Origin of the sequence: Roseovarius aestuarii (assembly GCF_019966515.1) — a bacterium.
In the GTDB taxonomy this organism is placed as follows: domain Bacteria; phylum Pseudomonadota; class Alphaproteobacteria; order Rhodobacterales; family Rhodobacteraceae; genus Roseovarius; species Roseovarius aestuarii.
Map to the genome: position 1 here is coordinate 39,120 of NZ_JAIMIB010000004.1, position 20,791 is coordinate 59,910.

Annotated in this window: 18 protein-coding genes and 1 riboswitch; of the genes, 12 read left to right on the forward strand and 6 right to left on the reverse strand. The window is 61.9% G+C overall.

Features of this window, described 5'->3' with window-relative positions; translation table 11 throughout:
- The first annotated feature begins 29 nt into the window (after positions 1-29).
- Complete coding sequence (locus LC334_RS07180) at positions 30-1,319, forward strand: COG4223 family protein (RefSeq protein WP_085800011.1); 1,290 nt, start codon at positions 30-32, stop codon at positions 1,317-1,319.
- 19 nt (positions 1,320-1,338) lie between these two features.
- A complete protein-coding gene (locus LC334_RS07185) occupies positions 1,339-2,823 on the forward strand; it encodes a heme biosynthesis protein HemY (protein ID WP_085800010.1) in 1,485 nt (494 codons plus the stop codon).
- Between the two features lie 8 nt (positions 2,824-2,831).
- On the opposite strand, the gene LC334_RS07190 is transcribed toward LC334_RS07185, so the two are convergent.
- The 5 genes from LC334_RS07190 to cobO all read right to left on the reverse strand — a co-directional run bounded on the left by LC334_RS07190 (position 2,832) and on the right by cobO (position 9,322).
- A complete protein-coding gene (locus tag LC334_RS07190; protein WP_085800009.1) occupies positions 2,832-6,221 on the reverse strand; it encodes an error-prone DNA polymerase in 3,390 nt (1,129 codons plus the stop codon).
- Positions 6,218-7,699 (reverse strand): Y-family DNA polymerase, encoded by a 1,482-nt coding sequence (locus LC334_RS07195; protein WP_085800008.1) that lies wholly within the window; start codon positions 7,697-7,699, stop codon positions 6,218-6,220. Before LC334_RS07195 ends, LC334_RS07190 begins: the two co-directional genes overlap by 4 nt.
- A complete protein-coding gene (locus LC334_RS07200) occupies positions 7,614-8,195 on the reverse strand; it encodes an ImuA family protein (protein WP_085800065.1) in 582 nt (193 codons plus the stop codon). Before LC334_RS07200 ends, LC334_RS07195 begins: the two co-directional genes overlap by 86 nt.
- A gap of 89 nt (positions 8,196-8,284) precedes the next feature.
- Complete coding sequence (locus LC334_RS07205) at positions 8,285-8,458, reverse strand: hypothetical protein (protein WP_223412909.1); 174 nt, start codon at positions 8,456-8,458, stop codon at positions 8,285-8,287.
- Positions 8,459-8,713: 255 nt separating this feature from the next.
- Entirely contained in the window at positions 8,714-9,322 is a 609-nt protein-coding gene (gene cobO, locus LC334_RS07210; RefSeq protein ID WP_085800007.1) for a cob(I)yrinic acid a,c-diamide adenosyltransferase, read from the reverse strand.
- A 107-nt stretch (positions 9,323-9,429) separates the two neighbouring features.
- Positions 9,430-9,635: riboswitch (cobalamin riboswitch) on the forward strand.
- Positions 9,636-9,749: 114 nt separating this feature from the next.
- On the opposite strand from cobO, the gene LC334_RS07215 reads away from it, so the two are divergent.
- From LC334_RS07215 to cobJ, 7 genes are read left to right on the forward strand one after another with little or no spacing between them, the layout of a single operon-like run.
- Entirely contained in the window at positions 9,750-10,139 is a 390-nt protein-coding gene (locus LC334_RS07215; RefSeq protein ID WP_085800064.1) for a DUF1636 family protein, read from the forward strand.
- Positions 10,132-11,187: a cobalamin biosynthesis protein CobW gene (gene cobW / locus LC334_RS07220; RefSeq protein ID WP_085800006.1), complete on the forward strand. Its 1,056-nt coding sequence runs from the start codon at positions 10,132-10,134 to the stop codon at positions 11,185-11,187. The genes LC334_RS07215 and cobW overlap by 8 nt, the downstream gene beginning before the upstream one ends.
- A 6-nt stretch (positions 11,188-11,193) precedes the next feature.
- The gene (cobN, locus tag LC334_RS07225) at positions 11,194-14,475 is read left to right on the forward strand and encodes a cobaltochelatase subunit CobN (RefSeq protein ID WP_085800005.1); all 3,282 of its coding nucleotides are present in this window, start codon (positions 11,194-11,196) and stop codon (positions 14,473-14,475) included.
- Positions 14,472-15,611, forward strand: coding sequence for a hypothetical protein (locus tag LC334_RS07230; RefSeq protein WP_085800004.1), 1,140 nt, complete (start codon positions 14,472-14,474; stop codon positions 15,609-15,611). Before cobN ends, LC334_RS07230 begins: the two co-directional genes overlap by 4 nt.
- The gene (locus LC334_RS07235) at positions 15,611-16,240 is read left to right on the forward strand and encodes a precorrin-8X methylmutase (RefSeq protein ID WP_085800003.1); all 630 of its coding nucleotides are present in this window, start codon (positions 15,611-15,613) and stop codon (positions 16,238-16,240) included. Before LC334_RS07230 ends, LC334_RS07235 begins: the two co-directional genes overlap by 1 nt.
- Positions 16,237-16,962 (forward strand): precorrin-2 C(20)-methyltransferase, encoded by a 726-nt coding sequence (gene cobI, locus LC334_RS07240; protein ID WP_085800002.1) that lies wholly within the window; start codon positions 16,237-16,239, stop codon positions 16,960-16,962. The genes LC334_RS07235 and cobI overlap by 4 nt, the downstream gene beginning before the upstream one ends.
- Complete coding sequence (gene cobJ, locus LC334_RS07245) at positions 16,959-17,711, forward strand: precorrin-3B C(17)-methyltransferase (protein ID WP_085800001.1); 753 nt, start codon at positions 16,959-16,961, stop codon at positions 17,709-17,711. The genes cobI and cobJ overlap by 4 nt, the downstream gene beginning before the upstream one ends.
- Here the strand turns inward: cobJ and LC334_RS07250 are convergent.
- Positions 17,684-18,439, reverse strand: coding sequence for a cobalt-precorrin-6A reductase (locus tag LC334_RS07250; protein WP_085800000.1), 756 nt, complete (start codon positions 18,437-18,439; stop codon positions 17,684-17,686). The two genes, cobJ and LC334_RS07250, sit on opposite strands and share 28 nt — an antisense overlap.
- On the opposite strand from LC334_RS07250, the gene cbiE reads away from it, so the two are divergent.
- The 3 genes from cbiE to cobM are packed head-to-tail and all read left to right on the forward strand — an operon-like array spanning position 18,438 to position 20,790.
- Positions 18,438-19,634 carry a precorrin-6y C5,15-methyltransferase (decarboxylating) subunit CbiE gene (cbiE, locus tag LC334_RS07255; protein ID WP_085799999.1) on the forward strand — a complete coding sequence of 399 codons (1,197 nt, stop codon included), beginning with the start codon at positions 18,438-18,440 and terminating at the stop codon, positions 19,632-19,634. The two genes, LC334_RS07250 and cbiE, sit on opposite strands and share 2 nt — an antisense overlap.
- A complete protein-coding gene (locus tag LC334_RS07260) occupies positions 19,631-19,999 on the forward strand; it encodes a cobalamin biosynthesis protein (RefSeq protein WP_085799998.1) in 369 nt (122 codons plus the stop codon). Before cbiE ends, LC334_RS07260 begins: the two co-directional genes overlap by 4 nt.
- Complete coding sequence (cobM, locus tag LC334_RS07265; protein ID WP_085799997.1) at positions 19,996-20,790, forward strand: precorrin-4 C(11)-methyltransferase; 795 nt, start codon at positions 19,996-19,998, stop codon at positions 20,788-20,790. Before LC334_RS07260 ends, cobM begins: the two co-directional genes overlap by 4 nt.
- The last annotated feature ends 1 nt before the right edge of the window (position 20,791 follow it).

Genomic DNA, 20,791 nt, shown 5'->3' on the forward strand with positions numbered 1-20,791 from the left:
AAGTAAGATTCGAAAAAGGGTGGTGGACGTTGGCCAGAAAGAAGAAATCTTCGAAGGATACGGAAACCGACATTGATCAGAAATCGGCAGATAGCGATGAGAGTGTCGCGACTGACCTGACCGACGCTGAAACCGACACAGCGACATCTAAAGAGACCGTGGAAGAAGAGGCTGTGGAAGCGTCAGCCGAAGAGCTTTCTGAAACCACAGAGACATCGGAGACGGAGAGCCCGTCAGACGATCCCGCCGCACCCGATGTCACGGAACAAAGCGATGCAGAGACCGCCAGCGACACGCTGGCCATTGACGAAGAGACGGTCGAAGCTGAGACTGTTGACCAGACAGATGTTCCCGACCACCCGCCCATCGCACCGCCCGAACCGGTCATCATCCGAAAAGGTGGTTTTGTGCCGATGGTTCTGGGCGGTATCGTTGCGGCGGTGATCGGGTTCGGCGCCTCACAGCTATTGATGCCGCAATCCGGTGTGGACGCGGTAGTGCTGACCGAGTTTGAGCGCAAGCTGGCGACACAAGCTACCACGATAACAGAGCTTACCGAACGCATCGAAGTGGCTGAAACTGCTGGTAGTGGTGGTGATCTGGGCGATATCGAATCCACCCTGTCAGACAATCTGGCGGCAATCTCCGGGTTGGCCGATCGGCTGTTCGCTGTCGAATCGCAGCTAACGGATATCGCAAGCCAACCGGTGGACGATGGCGATCAGGGGGCCGCGCTGGTAGCTTACGAGCGGCAGTTGAAAGAATTGCAGGCCGCCGTTAGCGCGATGTCGGACAATGCCCAGCAGATGGAAGAAAACGCACAGGTCGCGGCAAAGGCAACCTTGCAGCGGGCCGCCCTAACCCGGATTCAGACGGCACTTGATGCAGGCGTCGGGTTTGAAACGGCCCTGGCCGATCTGGAAAACCTTGGCGCTGATATTCCGTCACCGCTGAAACAGTCAGCGGCGAGTGGCGTTGCTTCGCTAAGCGATCTTCAGGCAGGGTTTCCCGATGCCGCACGATCTGCGCTCGCGGTGTCGCGTGCCGAAACGGAAGTCGAGGATCAGGGCGGTCTGACCTCATTTCTGCGTTCGCAGCTTGGGGCCCGATCCTTGCAGCCGCGCGAGGGAAATGACCCGGACGCGATACTTTCGCGCGCCGAGGCTGCGGCCCGGCAAGGTCGCTTGAATGACGCGCTGGCTGAGATTGAACTCTTACCCGAAGCAGGCCGCGCCGAACTGTCCGACTGGTCGGGCCAGGCGGCTCGGCGGCTGGATGCTGTTGCCGCCGCACAAGAGCTGGGTGAGAAGCTGAACTGATACCGAAAGGGCAAGCGTAATGCTGTGGTCAATTACTAAGATTGTTGTTTTCATCGCCCTTGTCGCGGCCGCCGCCATTGGCGCCGGGTATCTGATGGAACTGGACGGCGGCGTGCGGATTGTCATGGCCGGGCAAGAGCTTAACCTGACGCCGTTCAAGGCGGTGGTGGCGCTTTTGGTGCTGGTGGTCGCGATCTGGGTGTTCCTCAAGCTTTTGTCGCTGTTGATCGCCGTGCTTAAATTTATCAATGGCGATGAAACCGCGATCTCGCGCTATTTTGACCGCAGCCGCCAGCAAAAAGGGTATCAGGCACTGTCCGAAGGGATGATGGCACTGGCCTCGGGCGAAGGCGAGTTGGCAATGGCCAAGGCAAGCCGCGCCGAACGGTATCTGCGCAAACCTGAACTGACCAATCTGATCACCGCGCAGGCCGCAGAAATGTCGGGCAACCGGGGCAAGGCGGAAGAGGTCTACAAGCGTCTGTTGAAGAATGAAAAGACCCGGTTTGTCGGCGTGCGCGGCATCCTGAAGCAGAAACTGGCTGAAGGTGACACCGATACGGCGCTCAAACTGGCGGAAACCGCCTTTGCGCTCAAACCCAAGCATTCCGAAATTCAGGATACGCTGCTGAAATTGCAGGCCCAGAACGAAGACTGGAAGGGCGCGCGCCAGACGCTGAATGCCAAGCTGAAACACGGTACGTTACCACGTGATGTGCACAAGCGCCGAGACGCCGTTCTGGCCTTGTCCGAGGCGCGCGATATCCTGGATGAGGGCAAGGATATCGAAGCCCGCGAAGCCGCGATCGAGGCTAACCGCCTGTCGCCCGACCTTGTGCCTGCAGCGGTACTGGCCGCGCGAGGGTATATCAAAAAAGGCTCTAATCGCTACGCAGCGCGTGTTGTGAAAAAGGCCTGGGATGCCCGGCCCCATCCTGATCTTGCCGCCGTTTTTGCCGAGATCGAGCCTGACGAGACACCTGAGGCCCGGCTGAAGCGCTTTGCCAAACTGCTCAAGGTGCATCCTGAGAACCGTGAGACAAAATTGCTTGAGGCGGAGCTGCATATTGCTGCCGAAAATTTCCCGGCGGCGCGGCGTGCCCTTGGCGATCTGGCCGAGGCCGACCCGGATGCCCGCGCCCTGACAATCATGGCGGCGGTCGAACGGGGCGAAGGCGCGTCGGACGCGGTGGTCAAAGGTTGGCTGGCGCGTGCCCTTTCGGCGCCGCGTGGTCCGCAATGGGTCTGCGACAACTGTCACAACATTCATGCCGAATGGGTGCCCGCCTGTGAAAACTGCCAGTCGTTCGATACGCTCAGCTGGACGACCCCGCCCGCCGCGTCGGTCAGCAGCTCGACCGGGGTCGAGATGTTGCCATTGATTGTCGGCGCCATCGAAGACCAGTCGGGCGGCGATGGGGTGCCTGTCGAGGATCCGTCAGGTGAAGACATTCCGGATGCCGAAATCGTCGATGATACCGAAGCGGAAGCCGCCAGCAGGTAGCCTGCCGATCAGTGAAAATCCCGACTGGGGAACAGTTTTTTGGCCTGCTCGCGTGGATGGCGCGCTGTTGTTTTGACAGGTGTGCGTCGTGGCGCATCATCCGCCTGTGGCTGGGTAATGCCGATGGCGCCCTCCATCGGATGTCCCAGTTCGGTCAGATGATGCGACATGTCCTGAATATCCTGCGCGATCAGATGCACCACGATCCCTTCGCGCTGTAAATACCCGGTCACGCGCAGCAGGCGTGCGCCCATGACCTCACGTCGAAACCGTTCATAGATCTTGGGCCAGACCACCACGTTCGAAACGCCGGTTTCATCCTCCAGCGTCAGGAAAATCACGCCCGAGGCCGTACCGGGCCGCTGGCGGGTGATCACAAGGCCGCAGACGCCGGTTCTTTGCAAGGGCGCGGTGATCAGCTCGGCATGGGGCGTCAGGCCGGGCAGGGAGGGGCGCAGCAACTCCATCGGATGGGCGCGCATCGACAGCCGCATCGCGACGTAATCCTCAACCACTTCCTCGCCCAGATGCATGGTGGGCAACTGCACTTCCGGTTCACGAATGCCTTCGCCCTCGATCTGGTCGCTGAAAAGCGGCAGCGGCATCTGCCCGCGAATGGCCTTGACCTGCCACAAGGCGTTGCGCCGGGTCAGACCCATATCGGTAAAGGCGTCGGCTTCGGCGAGGCGTTCTAACACCGCCGGTCCGACACCGGCGCGCAACCACAGGCTTTCGGCGTCACGATAGCCATTACCGCGCGCGGCGGTGATCCATCCGGCATCCTCCTCCTTAAACCCCTTGATCTGACGAAACCCCAGGCGCAGGGCCAGCGCCCCGTCGGCCCGGCGTTCAAGCGTATTGTCCCAATCACTGTTATTGACACAAATGGGCCGGACCTCGACCTGATGTTCACGGGCATCGCGGACGATTTGTGCCGGGGCATAAAACCCCATCGGCTGCGAATTCAGCAGGGCGCAGGCGAAAACGGCCGGGTGATGGCATTTCAGCCAGGCCGAGATATAGGCCAGCATGGCAAACGCCGCCGCGTGGCTTTCGGGGAAACCGTAATCGGCAAACCCCTCGATCTGGGAAAAGCAGCTATCGGCAAATGCCGGATCGTACCCGTTTTCAAGCATGCCGTTGATAAAGCGTTCACGAAATCCACCGATGGTCCCCATGCGCCGGAACGAGGCGAGCGACCGGCGCAGATGGTCCGCTTCTTCCGCGGTGAACCCCGCCGCCACCACGGCGATTTGCATGGCTTGTTCCTGAAACAGGGGCACGCCCAGGGTTTTGCTTAAAACCTCTTTCAGCGCTTTCGAGGGGTACGAGACTTGCTCAAGCCCCTGCCGTCGTTTGATATAGGGTTGCACCATGCCGCCCTGGATCGGACCGGGCCGTACGATGGCAACTTCGATCACCAGATCATAAAACGTTTTCGGCTTCATCCGGGGCAGGAAATTCATCTGCGCCCGGCTTTCCACCTGAAAGACGCCAATCGCATCGGCGTTGCGGAGCATCTTATAGGTTGGCCTGTCTTCCTGTTCGACCGTGGCAATGCTGAGTGTTTTACCTTCGTGTTGCCGCATCAGATCGAAAGCTTTCCGAATACAGCTCAGCATGCCCAGCCCCAGCACATCGACCTTGAGAATGTTCAGCGCGTCGATATCGTCCTTATCCCATTCGATGACGGTGCGATCTTCCATCGCGGCGTTTTCAATCGGGCAGAGCTCGTCCAGCCGTCCCTTTGTGATGACGAATCCGCCTACATGCTGGGAAAGATGCCGGGGAAAGCCGATGATTTCGCCGATCAGGCGGATGGTCTGAGCCAGCCGCCGGTCTGTCGGATCAAGGCCCAACTCGCGAATGCGCTCAGGGTCCGCGCCGCCGTTCGACATGCCCCAGATCTGGCCCGACAGGCTGGCGGTGACGTCCTGAGACAGGCCCATCACCTTGCCCACTTCGCGAATCGCGGCGCGGGACCGGAAATGAATGACGGTGGCGCAGAGGCCGGCACGGTGTCGTTTATATTTCTTATAGATATGCTGGATGACCTCCTCACGCCGCTCGTGCTCGAAATCCACGTCGATATCCGGCGGCTCGCCCCGATATTTTGACACGAAACGTTCAAAAACCATGGTGATCTGTTCAGGGGTCACATCGGTGACGCCCAGCGCATAACACAGGATCGAATTGGCCGCCGACCCGCGGCCCTGGCACAGAATGCCCTTGCTGCGGGCAAATTGCATGATGTCATGGACGGTCAGAAAATAGGCGGCATAGCCCATATGCTCGACCAGCGCGAGTTCCTTGGCAGCCATTTCCCTGTAGCGCTTGGGCACGCCGCCGGGGCAGCGTTGTTGCAACCCCTCATGCGCCAGTCGGGACAACCTTGCCTGCGGCGCTTCACCATCGGCAATCTCGTCGGGGTATTCATACGACAATTCGCTCAGACAGAAACTGCAGCGCGCGGCAATATCCAGTGTTCGCCGGATCGCCGCCGGATGATCGCGGAACATGCGTTTCATGTCCGCCGTTCCCTTCAACCGACGCTCCGCATTCGGAAGCGCCCGGGTGCCGATCTGGTCAATGGTGATGCGTTCACGCATACAGGTCAGCACATCGGCTAGCTGGCGGCGGCTGCCCCGATGCATCAGCACATCGCCCACGGCCACCATCGGCGCGGCGGTTTTCTGGGCAAGGATTGCGCAGGCCCTCAGCCGGATCTGATCGCTGCCGTCATACTGCGGGGCCGCGCCCAGATAGACATGACCGGGAAAACGCCGCGCCATCTTGCTGATATGCGCGACGACCGGACGCGCATTCAGTTTGGCTGGCGGCAGGGCAATCAGAATCATCCCCTCGCACCCCGACACAAGGTCACACAAATCCAGATGACACTGGCCTTTCTCAGCCCGGGTTTTGCCCAGCGTCAGAAGTCGTGTCAGCCTTGCATAGGCGGTGCGGTTTTTAGGCAAGGCCAGCCAGTCGACCGGGCTGTCACGCAACACCAACCGGCAACCGATGATCAGTTGCGGCAATCGTGGAGTTTCCGGGCGTGCGATCGGGGCGGGGTGACCGATTTCCTGCCGCGAACAGCTGTCCGTCCGGTGTTGCGACCGGATTTTAATCGCCTCCTCCGCCTCGCGCCGCAATTCTTTCAACGCCGAATAGGCCCGCACGACCCCGGCAAGCGAGTTGCGGTCGGTGATCGCGATGGCTTTCATCCCAAGCTCTGCGGCCCGGGTGATCAACTCTTCCGGATGCGATGCGCCGGTGAGAAAGGTGAAGTTCGAGGTGACACAAAGCTCGGCATATCCACCCTCAGACTCTCGGATATGACGCAGGTCGTATTCAAAGGCATCGACCGGGCGATAGTCGCGATTGATTTCGATCATGCGAATTCCCCCTGCACGAACCAGCCGGGGTTTTGCGGCGTATAATAAAGCCAAAGCCGCCGGCCCTGCCGTGTGTTCACCTTCCAGTAATCACGCAGGCCAGAGCGCCAGCTTTCATCCACAAGCCACCATTCAGGCGCGATACGCTCCGGCCCGGTTACACGTGCAGCAGTCAGTGACATTCGGCGCCAGCGGAAGTGTTGCGGCGGACGGGGACCCATGCCCGCTATAGGTTCCGGCGGAAACAGGCGGAGAGGCCGGGGCCGTGTAACCGGCCATGACGATCCAGCAGGGTCGGAATAGGCCGCAGGTGCGATGATATAGCTACGCTCGGGAATATGGCTGTCGGCGGGCAGAAAGCGGATGATGTTGTCCAGCCCGATCCGGTTGCCCAGCCGGGTGATCATGTCATCCAGCTTGTCCTGTGATTTCGCTCCGGCATGGCTGATCTGCGTGGCGGGGAGGGCCTCTATCTGAACCGCTTCCAGCCGCAGCTGATCAATGCCGAAACCCGCATCCACCTTGTTTACGCCGCGCTCGAACAGGGGCAGTATGCGGGCCGGACTGCGCAGCGGGCGGGCCAGCCGCAATTCGACCTGCTGATTGGCCTGATCCACCCGCCGCAAGGTCAGACAGATGACTCGCGCGCCCATCTCGTGATGTTTGAGCTTTGTACAAAGCTGCTCCAGCAACCGCGCGGTTCCAGCCATCACATCGGTGGCCAGTCCGATCGGGTCGGGCAGTGTCATCCGGGCACTGTAGCGGGGTGGATCACGCAGGGGCGAAATCTCTTCAGGCTGTGCGCCAAGTGCCTGATCCAACCGCAGCAAAACCTCTCGTCCGAAACGACGGGGGATCGTGGCGCGAGGCAATTCGGCAAGATCGGCAATCCGACGCAGACCAAGACGCTGAAGCGTGATGCAGGTTTTTTCGGGTAGGCGCAGGGCCGCCACGGGCAGATTGGCAATCCTGTCCTGCGCCTCTCCGGCTCCGGCAATCCCCTCGTCGAAATGCGCCAGCGCCCAGGCCGCCCCCCGTGTATCGGCCAGCCCTAGCCGTACTGTCAGCCCGGCGCGCCCCAGCCTCAGACGCATGTCGTCGATCATCGCCGCCTCGCCGCCCCAGAGATGGGTTGAGCCGGTGACATCCAGCACCAGACCATCCGCCCCTTCAAGGCCCACCCAGGGGCAATAGCGGCCAGCCCAGCGGGCCAGCATCTGCTGAAAGCGTTCATCCGCCGGTAAATCCGCCGGGACGCTTTTCAGATCGGGACAAAAGGCGCGCGCATCGGAATAGGACATGCCGCGATAAAGCCCCTGTTCTTCGGCTGCCATGTTCAGACAATAAAGCCGGTTGGCATTATTCTGCTTCAACGTCAGGGCAAAAGGCGCATCAGCGGGTCGTGCCCGCAGAACCCGGTCGCTGGCGAGCCGGGGAAACCATAATGACACGACGCGACGCTGCATCCCATCGAACATGCCAGGCTCCGTATGTTCTTGATTTGTTCTTTATAATTTCCCAACGCTGCAGAGTCGAGTCATCCACGTCATAGACCGGCACGCACTGCCACCGGGTTTCTGCCGTATTGCTGCCCATGCCCTCGGGCAAAATGGACAAAGCCAGCGTTTTTCCAGCCTCGGCGGCCAATTGCAGGCGTCGCCCGGCGGTCAGGCCCAGCGGTTTAGTCAGTTCCATCACCACCAGCGCAACCGCGCCCGACCGCAGCGCTTCTTCTGCCGTCGCCAACACCTCGGCCTGATCCTTTGCCTGAGCCATAAGCACCCTGCCAGGGTCAAAAAACTCGCGCAGCCCATCGGGATTTATCCGATGCGACACCCAGCTTTCATTGACCCACAGAACCGGTCCGTTCACAGAGGCGCCCACTGCACAGGCAAAGACCAGACTGCCCGCGCCACACACTTCATGCGCCCGGCCTTCACGTAAGGGGAAATATGGGAATACTCGGTCTGTCACACCCCGTTCATTACGCCAAAAAGGGTCCTGTGACGAGGGGGCAGGATGCGCGGTCTGCACCGTTTTGAAACCCAAGGTGACCGGCCCTGTCAGAACAGCGCTTTCACCACCCGTTTCAAACGCGGCAATAATGGCTTGTCAGTTTCGCAAGGGGCAAGTTCAGGCAAGCGTTCGCGCTTGGCCATTCTTACATCCTGCATTTTGATAATATGGACGAAATGGTCCAGCGTCTCATGCCCGGTGAGAGGCAGCTCACCGGGCATGTTCCGAAGGGGATTCGGAGACGGGACAAGATGGTTACAGGCGATACTCATTACAACACACACAACTAACTAAGAAACTTTACTCATACATGACGGGGTACACCGCCTAACACAGGAATACTTATAAAAGTGAATTGCGACCATATTTAGGCAATGTCGATCCTAAAAACAGGATAATGAAGATTTACTAGCCCTGCCCCCGAATCCCAATCCGGGGAAACCTTCAGGGCAAGTGGCTATAATCAGATAGAGTCTTTAGAATTCAACGCCTTGCTGGGCTTTCACGCCATCGCGGAAGGGGTGCTTTATCAGGTTCATTTCCGTGACCAGATCAGCCGCTTCAATCAATTCTGGCTTGGCATTACGACCGGTCAGGCACACATGGGTCATTTGCGGCTTCTGCGTCAGCAGGAAATCAACCACCTCGTCGATGTCCAGATAATCATAGCGCAATGCGATATTTATCTCATCCAGAAGGACAAACTGGATTTCCGGGTCAAGGATCTGCTCTTTGGCGATCCGCCAGCCATTTTCCGCCGCGGCAATGTCGCGCTCGCGGTCCTGGGTTTCCCAGGTGAACCCTTCGCCCGACACAAAAAATCGGCATTCATCGGCGAATCGTTCGCGCAGGAACGTTTTTTCGCCCGTATCCCAATTTCCCTTGATGAATTGCACCACCGCGCAGGGCATCCCGTGCGAAATGCATCGCATGATCATCCCAAAAGCGGACGAGGATTTGCCCTTGCCGGTCCCGGTATGGACGAGAATCAGACCTTTCTCTTCTGTCTTGGTTTCCATCATCTTGTCGCGCGCGGCCTTGATTTTGCGCATCTTTTCGTTGTGACGGGCGGTTGTGTCGTCCATGGGGTGTCCTTTGGGCTTGGGGTCTGGACTAGGATTTGCACCCGCAGAGGGCCGCGTCAATGCGGGCAAGCCATGATCTGAACAATTGACAAGTGTGATCCCGTCTGAGCAATGTCGCCTTCGATGGTTGTCCGGGGTCAAATCCGGGCTGAAAAAGGGAACGCGGTGAGGTGCAAAAGTACCAATTCCGTGGCTGCCCCCGCAACTGTAAGCGGCGAGCGATCCTGCCCCACGCCACTGGCCCTTTGGTCGGGAAGGCGCGGGATCGCCCCGACCCGCAAGCCAGGAGACCTGCCATCCCAAACCGTAACACCAGCCCGGGCGGGGTGCCCCGGAGGAGAAAGATATGACGTCAGAAATGACCACGGCCACAGCGCCTGACGGGCAGACGCCCACATCTGATGCCGATAGTTCCGGGGCCAATGACATGCCCCAAGAACCTGGCCACGCGACCGAACTTCTGGTCTGCGTAAAGTGCCTGCGTGGCAGCGAGGCCACCGAGGATGGGGAACGTCCCGGGCAACGCCTGTTCGAGGAACTGTCAGCGCGCCCCTTGCCCGAAGGTGTGACGCTGCGCGCCGTCGAATGCCTGCAAAACTGCGATCAGGGCTGTTCGGTCGCGCTGCGCGGCGGACCCAATCGCTGGACGTATGTATACGGAAATCTGCATGAGGCGTCGCATCCGGACATTCTTCTGGAGGGGGCCGCGCTCTATCATGACACCGCAGACGGTCTGATCCCGTGGCGCACCCGCCCGGAACATTTCAAACGCAATTGTATCGCGCGCATTCCGCCGCTGGAGGACAAAAATGGCTGATCTTGAAAAACTTCCCGTGACCGTTGTCACCGGTTTCCTGGGATCTGGGAAAACAACCTTGATTTCGCATCTGATGCAAAACCCCGGCGGCAAGCGACTGGCCGTGGTGGTGAATGAATTCGGTGACGTGGGCGTCGATGGTGAGATCCTGAAAGGCTGCGCTATTCCCGACTGCCCGGCAGAAAACATCATGGAACTGGCCAATGGCTGCATCTGCTGCACCGTTGCCGATGATTTCATCCCCACGATCGAAGCCCTGATGGCGCTTGATCCGCGCCCCGAGCATATCCTGATCGAAACCTCCGGACTGGCGCTGCCCAAGCCTTTGCTCAAGGCGTTTGACTGGCCGGATATCCGGTCGAAAATCACCGTGGATGGGGTGATCGCGCTGGCCGATGCCGAGGCTGTGGCCGCTGGCCGGTTTGCCCCGAACGTGGCAGCCGTTGATGCGCAGCGTCTGGCAGATGACAGCATTGACCACGAAACGCCGCTGTCGGAAGTGTTCGAGGATCAGATCTCCTGCGCCGACATCATTCTGCTGACCAAGCCTGATCTGGCCGGTCCGGACGGTGTGGCCGCCGCCAAGGAAATCATCGCCGCCGAAGCGCCACGCCCGCTGCCTGTGGTCGAGGTTGCCGAAGGTGTGGTCGATCCACGGGTGATCCTTGGCCTCGAAGCCGCCGCCGAGGATGATATGGACGCACGCCCGTCGCATCACGACGCACCGCATGACCACGATCATGACGATTTCGAAAGCGTGGTGATCGACCTACCCGATGTTGCTAACCCGGAAGAGCTGGTCGCCCGGATCGAGGAGCTTGCCAACAGCCAGAACATTCTGCGCGTCAAAGGCTACGCCAATGTGACCGGCAAGCCGATGCGCCTGCTGGTTCAGGCGGTGGGCGCGCGGGTGCGTCACCAATATGACCGCGCCTGGAAAGCCGATGAGCCGCGCAAGGGCAGGCTGGTGGTGATCGCCGAGCATGACGATATCAGCGCCGACGCGATCCGCGCCGTTCTGACCCCAGAGCCGGCTGTCGCCGAGTAAACGCCGATGCATATCATCTTCCGCGAAAGCCACGGGCTCGAGGAGACCGAGACACCGACGGATCTGGGGCAGGCGCCCGCAGATCTGGTGGTGCTCAGCCTCTCGGATTCCGATCTTGGCGCCTTCGCGGCAGGATGGCATCGCGGCGGCGGGCCTGACGGGCGGATGCCGACGCTGCGGCTGGCCAATATCGCGGCGCTGAAACATCCGCTTTCGGTCGATACGTATATCGAGCAGACACTTGCGGGCGCCAAAGGCATCCTGATCCGGCTGATCGGCGGCGTACCCTACTGGCCCTATGGCGTGCAGCAGATCGAAGCGCTGGCGCGCGACAAAGGCATCGCTTTGGCCGTGCTGCCAGCCGATGGGCGGCCCGATCCGCGACTGGATGAAATGTCGACGCTGCCGGTTTCCACCCTGCGGCGGTTACAGCATCTCTGCGACACGGGCGGCGCGGTGGCGGCGCAGGCAGCTTTGGCACAGATGGCCTTGGCGTCGGGTTTGTATGCAGGCCCCGTCAGAGGCAACAAAGCCCTGCCAATGGTCGGCGGCTGGACGCCCGAGGATGGCGTGGCCTGCCCGGTTCTTGCCAACAGTGACGAAAAACCCTTGGTGCTGGTGGTTTTCTACCGATCCTTTCTGGTGGCCGCCGATCTTGCCCCGGTCGAAGCGCTGTTCAAGGCGCTGCGCGATCAAGGCTTTGCGGTGATGGGCCTCTTTGCCCCGTCGCTCAAGGCCCCGGATGCGGCAGAATGGCTTGGACGGCAGGTGGCGTATCTACAACCCGCCGCGATTGTGAATGCGACCTCGTTCTCGGGGCGCGGAAGCAATGGCACATCGCCGCTAGATTTCGGCGATGTGCCGGTGTTTCAGGTGGCCCTTGCGACATCAAACCACGACACCTGGGCCGAGGTTGAACGCGGGTTGTCGCCCGCTGATCTGGCGATGCATGTGGTTCTGCCCGAGGTCGATGGACGGCTCTTTGCCGGTGTTGTTTCCTTCAAGGAACCCCAACCGCGCGATCCGCATCTGCAATTTGCCCGACATGTCCACACCCCGAACCCGGCCCGTATCGGGGCTGTGGCGGCGCGGGTCGCCGCGTGGCATCGGCTGGCGCAAATGGCCGCATCCAAGCGGCGGCTGGCTTTGGTGCTGTCCACCTATCCGGGTCGCGAATGGAACCTGGCCCATGCGGTCGGGCTGGACGCGATCGCGTCAGCCTCGGCGATTCTGGAAGACTTGCAAGCGGCGGGGCATGACGCGAATATGGGCGTAACCGGCGACGATCTGCGACAGGCCCGGCTAATCTGGCCGATGGCCGAGTACAAAGCCGCGCTCGCAACGCTACCACAGGATTTGCAAGACGATCTGACCGCCGCGTGGGACGCGCCCGAGGCCGATCCGGACGCTACCTCTGACGGGATCACCCTGCCGATTCTGCAACGGGGCAACACACTGGTCGCACTCCAGCCCGAGCGGGGTACGCCCGCGTTGCGCGATGCGGAATATCACGATCTGTCGCGGGTTCCCCGGCACGGCTATGTGGCGTTTTACCTGTGGATGCGCCAACACGCCGATGCACTCATTCATATCGGTGCGCATGGCACGCTGGAATGGCTGCCGGGCAAGGCCGTGGCGCTTTCCGATACCTGCTGGCCCGAGGCGCTGATCGGCGACTTGCCGGTGATCTATCCGTTCATCGTCAACGACCCCGGCGAAGCCGCACAGGCCAAACGGCGCATTGGCGCGATCACCCTGGGCCACGTGCCGCCACCGCTGAAACGCTCGGAAACACCGGACCGCCTGTCACGGCTTGAGGCGTTGCTTGATGAGTTTTCCAACGCCGATGGCCTTGACCCGCGCCGCCGTGACCGCCTTCAGGACGATATCCGCCTTGAGGCGCAGGCGCTGGGGGTCGAGGATGATCTGGGCCTCAGCACCGCGATCTGTTCAGCCGAGGCGATCACCCGCATTGACCGGTTTGTCTGTGACGTAAAGGACAGCCAATTTGGTGACGGGTTGCACATCTGGGGCCGTATGACAGAGGATCAGGGGGCCTTTGACCTAAAAACCTCTGCCGAGGCGGAGCGCGCCTCCCTGATCGACGCGCTCAATGGCAAACGCATCGCGGCTGGGCCTTCCGGATCGCCCTATCGCGGGCGCAGCGATGTGCTGCCGACCGGGCGGAACCTCTACACCACTGATCCGCGATCCGTCCCGACACGGGCCGCTTATGCGCAGGGCGAAAAGCTGGCTGAAGAGTTGATCCGGCGGCACTTGCAGGATGAAGGCGACTGGCCCAAGGGGCTGATCGTCGATCTTTGGGGGTCGGCCACCATGCGCACAGCGGGCGAGGAATTTGCCATGGCGCTGGCGCTGTTGGGGGTGCGTCCGGTCTGGGACGCCGGGTCCGAACGGGTCTCGGGCATCGAGGTGCTGCCCATCGCTGAACTCGACCGCCCGCGCATTGACGTCACCCTGAGGGTTTCGGGGCTTTTCCGCGACGTATTTCCCTCGCTCTCAACGCTTTTTTCACAGGCGGTCCGGGCCTTGGCGCAGCGGGACGAAGCGGCGGACTGGAACCCCTATGTTGGTCAGGCAGCGGCGCGCGTCTACGGCCCCGCACCGGGCAGTTTCGGTGTCGGGATCGCATCGCATATCGGAGATTACTCGGACGAGGCCCGCCGCGCGGCGGGCGAGGCATGGCTGACGGCCTCAAGCTGGGCACTTGATGGCGAGGCCCCGCGCCGGGATGCTGACGGGCTGCGCGCCCGCGTGGCCAATGCGGATGCTTTCGTGCACCTTCAGGATCTGCCGGAAACCGATCTGTTGCTGGCCGAAGATTACGCAAGCCACGAGGCCGGGTTTGCCGCCGCGCAATCCGTGACCGGCGGGCAGGCGGCGCTCTATCATCTGGATTCCACCAACCCGGCCACCCCCCGGGCCCGTGGCCTGACCGAAGAGATCGCCCGCGTCGTGCAGGCCCGTGCCGCGCATCCGGGCTGGATTGCAGGTATGAAGCGCCACGGGTTCCGCGGCGCCGCCGAGATTGCCACCACGCTGGAAAATATGGCGGCTTTCGCGCAACTGGCTCAGGTCGTGCCGGCGCATCTGTTTGATCTTTATTACGATGCCACGCTGGGTGATGCGGAAACTCTTGCCTTTCTGGGGGACGCCAATCCGCAAGCGCTGGCCGCGATGCGCGACCGGTTTGCGGCGCTGCATGCGGCGGGGCTGTGGCAATCAAGGCGTAATTCCATCCTCGCCGATCTCGAGGCCGCAGAATGAGCGCGCCGCTGGTCAAAGGCTGGTGCCCCGGCGCCTACCGCCCGATGATGTCGGGTGACGGTCTGGTGGTGCGGGTGCGGCCATGGCTGGGGCAGCTCAACGCTGATCAGGTCATCGGCCTGTGTGAACTTTCAGACCAGTTTGGCAATGGCACAATCGATCTGACCTCTCGCGCCAATCTGCAAATCCGGGGAGTGAGCGAAACGGATCACCCCGCACTCATCGACGCATTGCAGGGGCTGAACCTGCTAGAAGCCGATCCGGAACTTGAGGCCCGGCGCAACATCATCCTCACCTCGGACAGGCAGGGTGGTGATCTGACACATCAGCTGGGGTTAGCGCTACTTAATACCCTTAAGGATCTGCCTGAATTACCCGCCAAAATGGGCTTTGCGATTGACACCGGCCTGCACAGCCAGCTGTCCGGATGCTCTGCCGATTTTCGCTTTGAGCTGTCTGCCGACGGCGCACTGATCCTGCGCGCAGACGGTGCGCCATGCGGAAAGGTCATCTCTTCCGAGAGTGCGATGGAAGAGCTGTCCAAACTCATGTCGTGGTTTGTCGAGAGCGGTGGGAAATTAAACGGGCGTATGTCCCGCCACATCCGGCATACAGCGTTGCCGCAGGAATGGCAGAGCTGTGCACCGCGCGTCGCTGGACCAAAACCCACACCCGGCACAACGCCACTGGGCCCTGTGTTCGGGGCACCTTTCGGGCAGTTGAACCCCCGTGCTTTGTCAAAGCTTATGAATGACAGCAACGCCACCGCCATGCGTCCGATGCCAGACCGGCTATTCCTGTTGCTTGACGGAAATGACGCGTCCTCGCCCGATTTTGTGACCCGGCCAGATGACCCGACACTGAGCGTGCATGCCTGCCCCGGGGCGCCCTTTTGCCCGCAGGCCGAGGCCCCGACCCGTGATATCGCGCGCGCGCTGGCCAGCAAGTTGCCCGACGGCACCAGCCTGCATGTTTCCGGCTGCGCCAAAGGGTGCGCCTTGCCACGCACCGCTGATCTGACACTTGTCGGCGCAAATGGCCGGTTCAACCTTGTCAGCGAAGGCACACCGTGGGATGAGCCCAGCCAATCGGGACTGACCCCGGAAATGATTCACCAGCAAATCGAGCGCTTGTAATGCCTTACGAATATGAAAAAGACGGCGCTGCCATCTACAAGGAATCCTTCGCCACGATCCGCGCCGAGGCCGATCTTGGCCGGTTCGACGCGGACGACAGCCAGGTCGTGGTGCGGATGATCCACGCCGCCGGGATGGTAGGGCTGGAGCGCCATGTGCAGGTCGCACCGGACATGGTTGCAGCCGCCCGCACTGCGTTGGAAAACGGCGCGCCGATCTTTTGCGATGCCTATATGGTCAGCGAAGGCGTGACGCGTAAACGCCTGCCCGCCGACAATGATGTGATCTGCACCCTGCGCGACCCGAGCGTGCCAGACCTGGCGTCAAAGCTGGGTACTACCCGTTCCGCCGCCGCGCTTGAGCTGTGGCGTGACCGGCTGGGTGGCGCGCTGATCGCCATCGGCAACGCGCCCACCGCGCTTTTTCACCTGCTTGAAATGCTTGAAGATCCCGATTGCCCGCGACCTGCGGCCATCATCGGCTGCCCGGTGGGCTTTGTCGGCGCACGTGAAAGCAAAGAGGCGCTGTGGCAGGCCGCGCCGGTGCCCTCGCTGGTCGTCGACGGCAGGTTAGGCGGCAGCGCCATCACCGTCGCCGCCATCAACGCCATCGCGAGCCGCGCGGAATGAGCGGCACGATCTATGGCGTGGGCCTTGGCCCGGGTGACCCGGACCTGATGAGCGTGCGGGCCGACCGGCTTGTGCGCAACGCCCGCCATGTGGCGTTCTTCCGCAAGGAAGGTCGGGCGGGCCGGGCGCGCAAGATTGTCGACGGGATGCTGCATGAAACCGCGACCGAGTTCGCGATGGAATACCCGGTCACCACCGAAATCCCCGTCTCGGACCCGCGCTATAACGAAGCCTTGTCGGGTTTCTATGCCGATTGCACCACACAGCTGCGCGACCTGGCTGGTACCGGCGAAGATATCGTGGTGCTCTGCGAGGGCGATCCATTCTTTTACGGCTCGTTCATGCATCTCTATTCTCGGTTGCACGGCGTTGTCCCGGTGACGGTCATTCCCGCAATCACCGGCATGTCGGCGGCGTGGACGGCAACAGGCGCGCCGATTACCTGGGGCGACGATATCCTGTCAACGGTCATGGGCACGTTGGAAGAAGAGGCGCTGACCAGCGCCATGAAAGCCGCCGATGCCCTCATTGTGATGAAAATAGGCCGCAACCTGCCCAAGGTGCGCCGTGCGCTCGCAGCCTCGGGCAAGGCAGACCGCGCCGTGCTGGTGGAATATGCCAGCATGAGCGATCAGACCATCCGGCCTCTGGCTGAGGTGAATGGCGAAACGCTGCCCTATTTCTCGATCATCGTGGTGCACGGGCAGGGGCGGCGGCCATGAGCGGCTGGGTTGTGATTGCAGGCCTTGGGCCGGGCGATGACGCACTGGTCACGCCCGAGGCGCGCACGGCCATCGACGCCGCCACCGATATCGTCGGCTATATTCCTTACGTGCGCCGCATCGCCCCGCGCGACGGGCTGACCCTTCATGAAAGCGATAACCGGGTTGAGATTGACCGCGCCAATCATGCGCTTGAAATGGCCCGGAACGGTCACCGCGTGGTGGTTGTCAGCTCGGGCGATCCGGGCGTTTTTGCCATGGCTGCAGCTGTGTTCGAAGCGCTTGAGGCGGGACCGGCGGAGTGGCGCAACCTCGATATCCGCGTGCTACCGGGCATCACCGCGATGCTGGCCGCCGCGGCCCGCGCGGGTGCACCCCTGGGCCATGATTTCTGCGCCATCAACCTAAGCGACAATCTCAAGCCCTGGGCGCTGATCGAAAAACGCCTGCGACTGGCCGCCGAGGCCGATTTCGCTATGGCGTTTTACAATCCCCGCTCAAAGTCGCGACCCGAGGGGTTTGGCCGCGCCCTTGATGTGCTGAAAGAGGTATGCGAGCCCGGTCGCCTGATCATCTTTGCCCGCGCCGTTTCCACAGCAGATGAGGCGCTGCGAGTTGTACCATTGGCCGAGGCAACGCCCGAGATGGCGGATATGCGCACGGTGGTTCTGGTCGGCTCGTCGCAAACCCGGCTCATCGAACGCGACAGCGCGCCAATCGTCTACACACCACGCTCGGTGGCGGTATGATCCAGCCAATCCATCACCTGATCAACCGTTTCGACTTCCTGCCGCGCAGGCAGGACAGGACGATCGATCATGATGACAGGCAGGCCAAGCTGCCGCGCGGCGGCGATTTTGGCGTAGGCACCGGTTCCGCCCGCGTTCTTCGACACAACCAGTTCGATCCCATGCGCCCGCATCAGGGCCAAATCATCCGCTTCGCTGAACGGCCCTCGTGCGACAATCACCTGCGCGTCGGGCAAGGGCAGGGGGGCGCTTGGCGGATCAACCAGCCGCAACACGTAGTGGTGCTGCGGATTGGGCGCGAAAGCGGCCAGATGCATACGCCCCACGGCCAGAAAGACACGCGCTCTGGGCCGATTGAGCGCCGAAACCGCGCCCGCGATATCCGGCACATTGATCCAGTTGTCGCCGGTCTGCACCGCCCAGGCGGGGCGGGTCAGCGCGATGCAGGGCACCCCGGTTTGCGCGCAGGCGGCAATCGCATTGGTACTCATCTCTGCGGCGAAAGGATGCGTGGCGTCGACCAGATGGGTGACGTGATGTTCCCGCAAATACGCCACAAGACCGGCCACGCCACCGAAGCCGCCGACCCGCTGGGGCAAGGGCGATCGCGCCGGACGCGCCACCCGGCCTGCCAGCGACATCGTGGCGGTGATGCCCGCCCCGGCAACCACTTTTGCCAGCGCCGCCGCTTCGGTTGTGCCTCCGAGGATCAGGAGGTTCGTCATCATGGCTGAAGCTCCGTGGATTACGATTGTCGGCCTTGGCGAAGATGGACCGCAGGGCCTGTCCTTGGCAAGCCGTACCGCGCTGGAATCGGCAAAGATCGTGATGGGATCAAAACGTCACCTTGATTTGTTGCCAGATCTGAAAGTCAAAACCGTGGAATGGCCGGTGCCCTTCGCGGACGGGATCGGGCTGTTGCGTGGCCTGACCGGACGACAGGTCGTTGTGCTGGCTTCGGGCGATCCATTCTGGTTCGGTGCGGGCAGCACCATCGCCCGCGAATTCACTGATCATGAGTGGTGCGCCCTGCCTGCGCCCTCTACCTTTTCCCACGCCGCTGCGCGCATGGGCTGGGCCCTGGACCAAACGACCTGCCTTGGACTGCACGCCGCCCCGCTGTCACGCCTGCGCCCGCACCTGGCCCCGACCGCGCGGGTGATCGTGCTGCTGCGCGATGGCGATGCGGTTCACGAACTGGCTGCGTATCTCAAGGATCTCGGATTTGGCGATAGTAAACTAACCGTGCTGGAGGCGCTTGGCGGTCCGCGTGAACGGGTCACACCGGCGACCGTGGGCGCACTCAATGACGGCTTCTGCCATCCGGTCTGCGTCGCGGTTGAGGTTGCCGGACAAGGCGAAGCCATGCCCAAAGCGTCGGGCCTGCCCGACCATTTTTTTGCCTCTGACGGGGTGATGACCAAGCGACCGATACGCGCGCTGACGCTTTCTGCGCTTGCGCCCCGACCGGGCGAGCAGCTTTGGGATATCGGCGGTGGGTCAGGCTCGATCGCCATCGAATGGTTGCTGTCACATCCCACCTGCAAGGCAATCACCGTCGAGCCGCGCGGCGACCGGGCGGCCAATATCCGGGCCAATGCGCTGGCCCTTGGCACTGACCGGCTTGACGTAATCGAAGGCAGCGCCCCGGCGGCACTGGAAGGCTTGCCCGCACCGAATGCAATCTTTGTCGGTGGCGGTCTGTCCGAGGCATTGCTGAGCACGCTGGAAGCCGCAGTACCAACGGGTACACGCATGGTTGCTAATGCGGTGACACTGGAAACCGAGGCGCTGCTTACCGCGTGGCAAGCCCGCAAGGGAGGTGATCTGATGCGGATTGAGACCGCCCATGCCGCCCCGCTTGGGCAACGGCGCGGCTGGAAAGCGGCCTATCCGCTGGTGCAATGGAGCGGCGTTCTATGATCGTCGCAGGCTTTGGATTTCGGGGCGCGGCCACCGTTGAGAGCCTGCGCGACGCACTGTCCCGCGCGCATGACAACATCAATCCTACTCATTTTGCCACCGCCCGCGACAAAGCTGACACACCGGCGTTTCAGAGCTTTGCCAAAACACTGGGTGCAGAAATCATCTCTGTCGACAGCACCCTGCTGACCGCACAGCAGACCACCACGCAATCGGCCGCCTCGCAAGCCGCACATGGCACCGGCTCGGTCGCCGAGGCAGCGGCGCTGGCAGCAGCGGGTCCGGGGGCAAAGCTGCTTGCCCCTCGGGCGATTTCCGGCGACAGAAAGGCCACCTGTGCGCTGGCTGAAGGAGACGCGACATGACCGTGCATTTCATTGGCGCCGGTCCGGGCGCGCCCGATCTCTTGACGCTGCGGGGTCGCGATCTGATCGCCGCCTGCCCGGTCTGCCTTTACGCCGGATCGCTGGTGCCCGAAGCCATCCTGGCCCATTGCCCCGAAGGCGCGCGGATTGTGAACACCGCGCCGATGGATCTGGATGCAATCATCGCCGAATGTGAGACGGCGCATAAAGCTGGGCGGAACGTGGCACGGCTGCATTCGGGCGATCTGTCGGTCTGGTCGGCGATGGGCGAACAGATTCGCAGGCTGAAGGCGCTGGACATCCCCTATTCGGTCACGCCCGGTGTGCCGTCCTTCGCCGCCGCCGCCGCCAGCCTCGGGGCCGAGCTGACCCTGCCGGGGCTTTCGCAATCCGTGGTGCTGACCCGCACGCCGGGGCGTGCCTCAAAGATGCCTGATGGCGAAAGCCTTGCGAACTTCGCCGCCACCGGCGCAACGCTAGCGCTGCATCTGTCGATCGGCAATCTGGGCAGTGCCGTTGCCGATCTGACGCCGCATTATGGGGGCGATTGCCCGGTGGCGATTGTCTATCGCGCCAGCTGGCCGGATGAGAAGATCATTCGCGCCACGCTTGCAACCATCACCGATCAGGTAGATGCAAGCATCGCGCGCACCGCATTGATCCTTGTCGGGCAGACGCTGAGCGGCGAGGATTTTACCGAAAGCAGGCTCTACGCTGCTGACTATGACCGCCGCTACCGACCGCAAACCGCCGACAGCCCGTGGTCGGAATGGCAACATGGGGATGACTGAA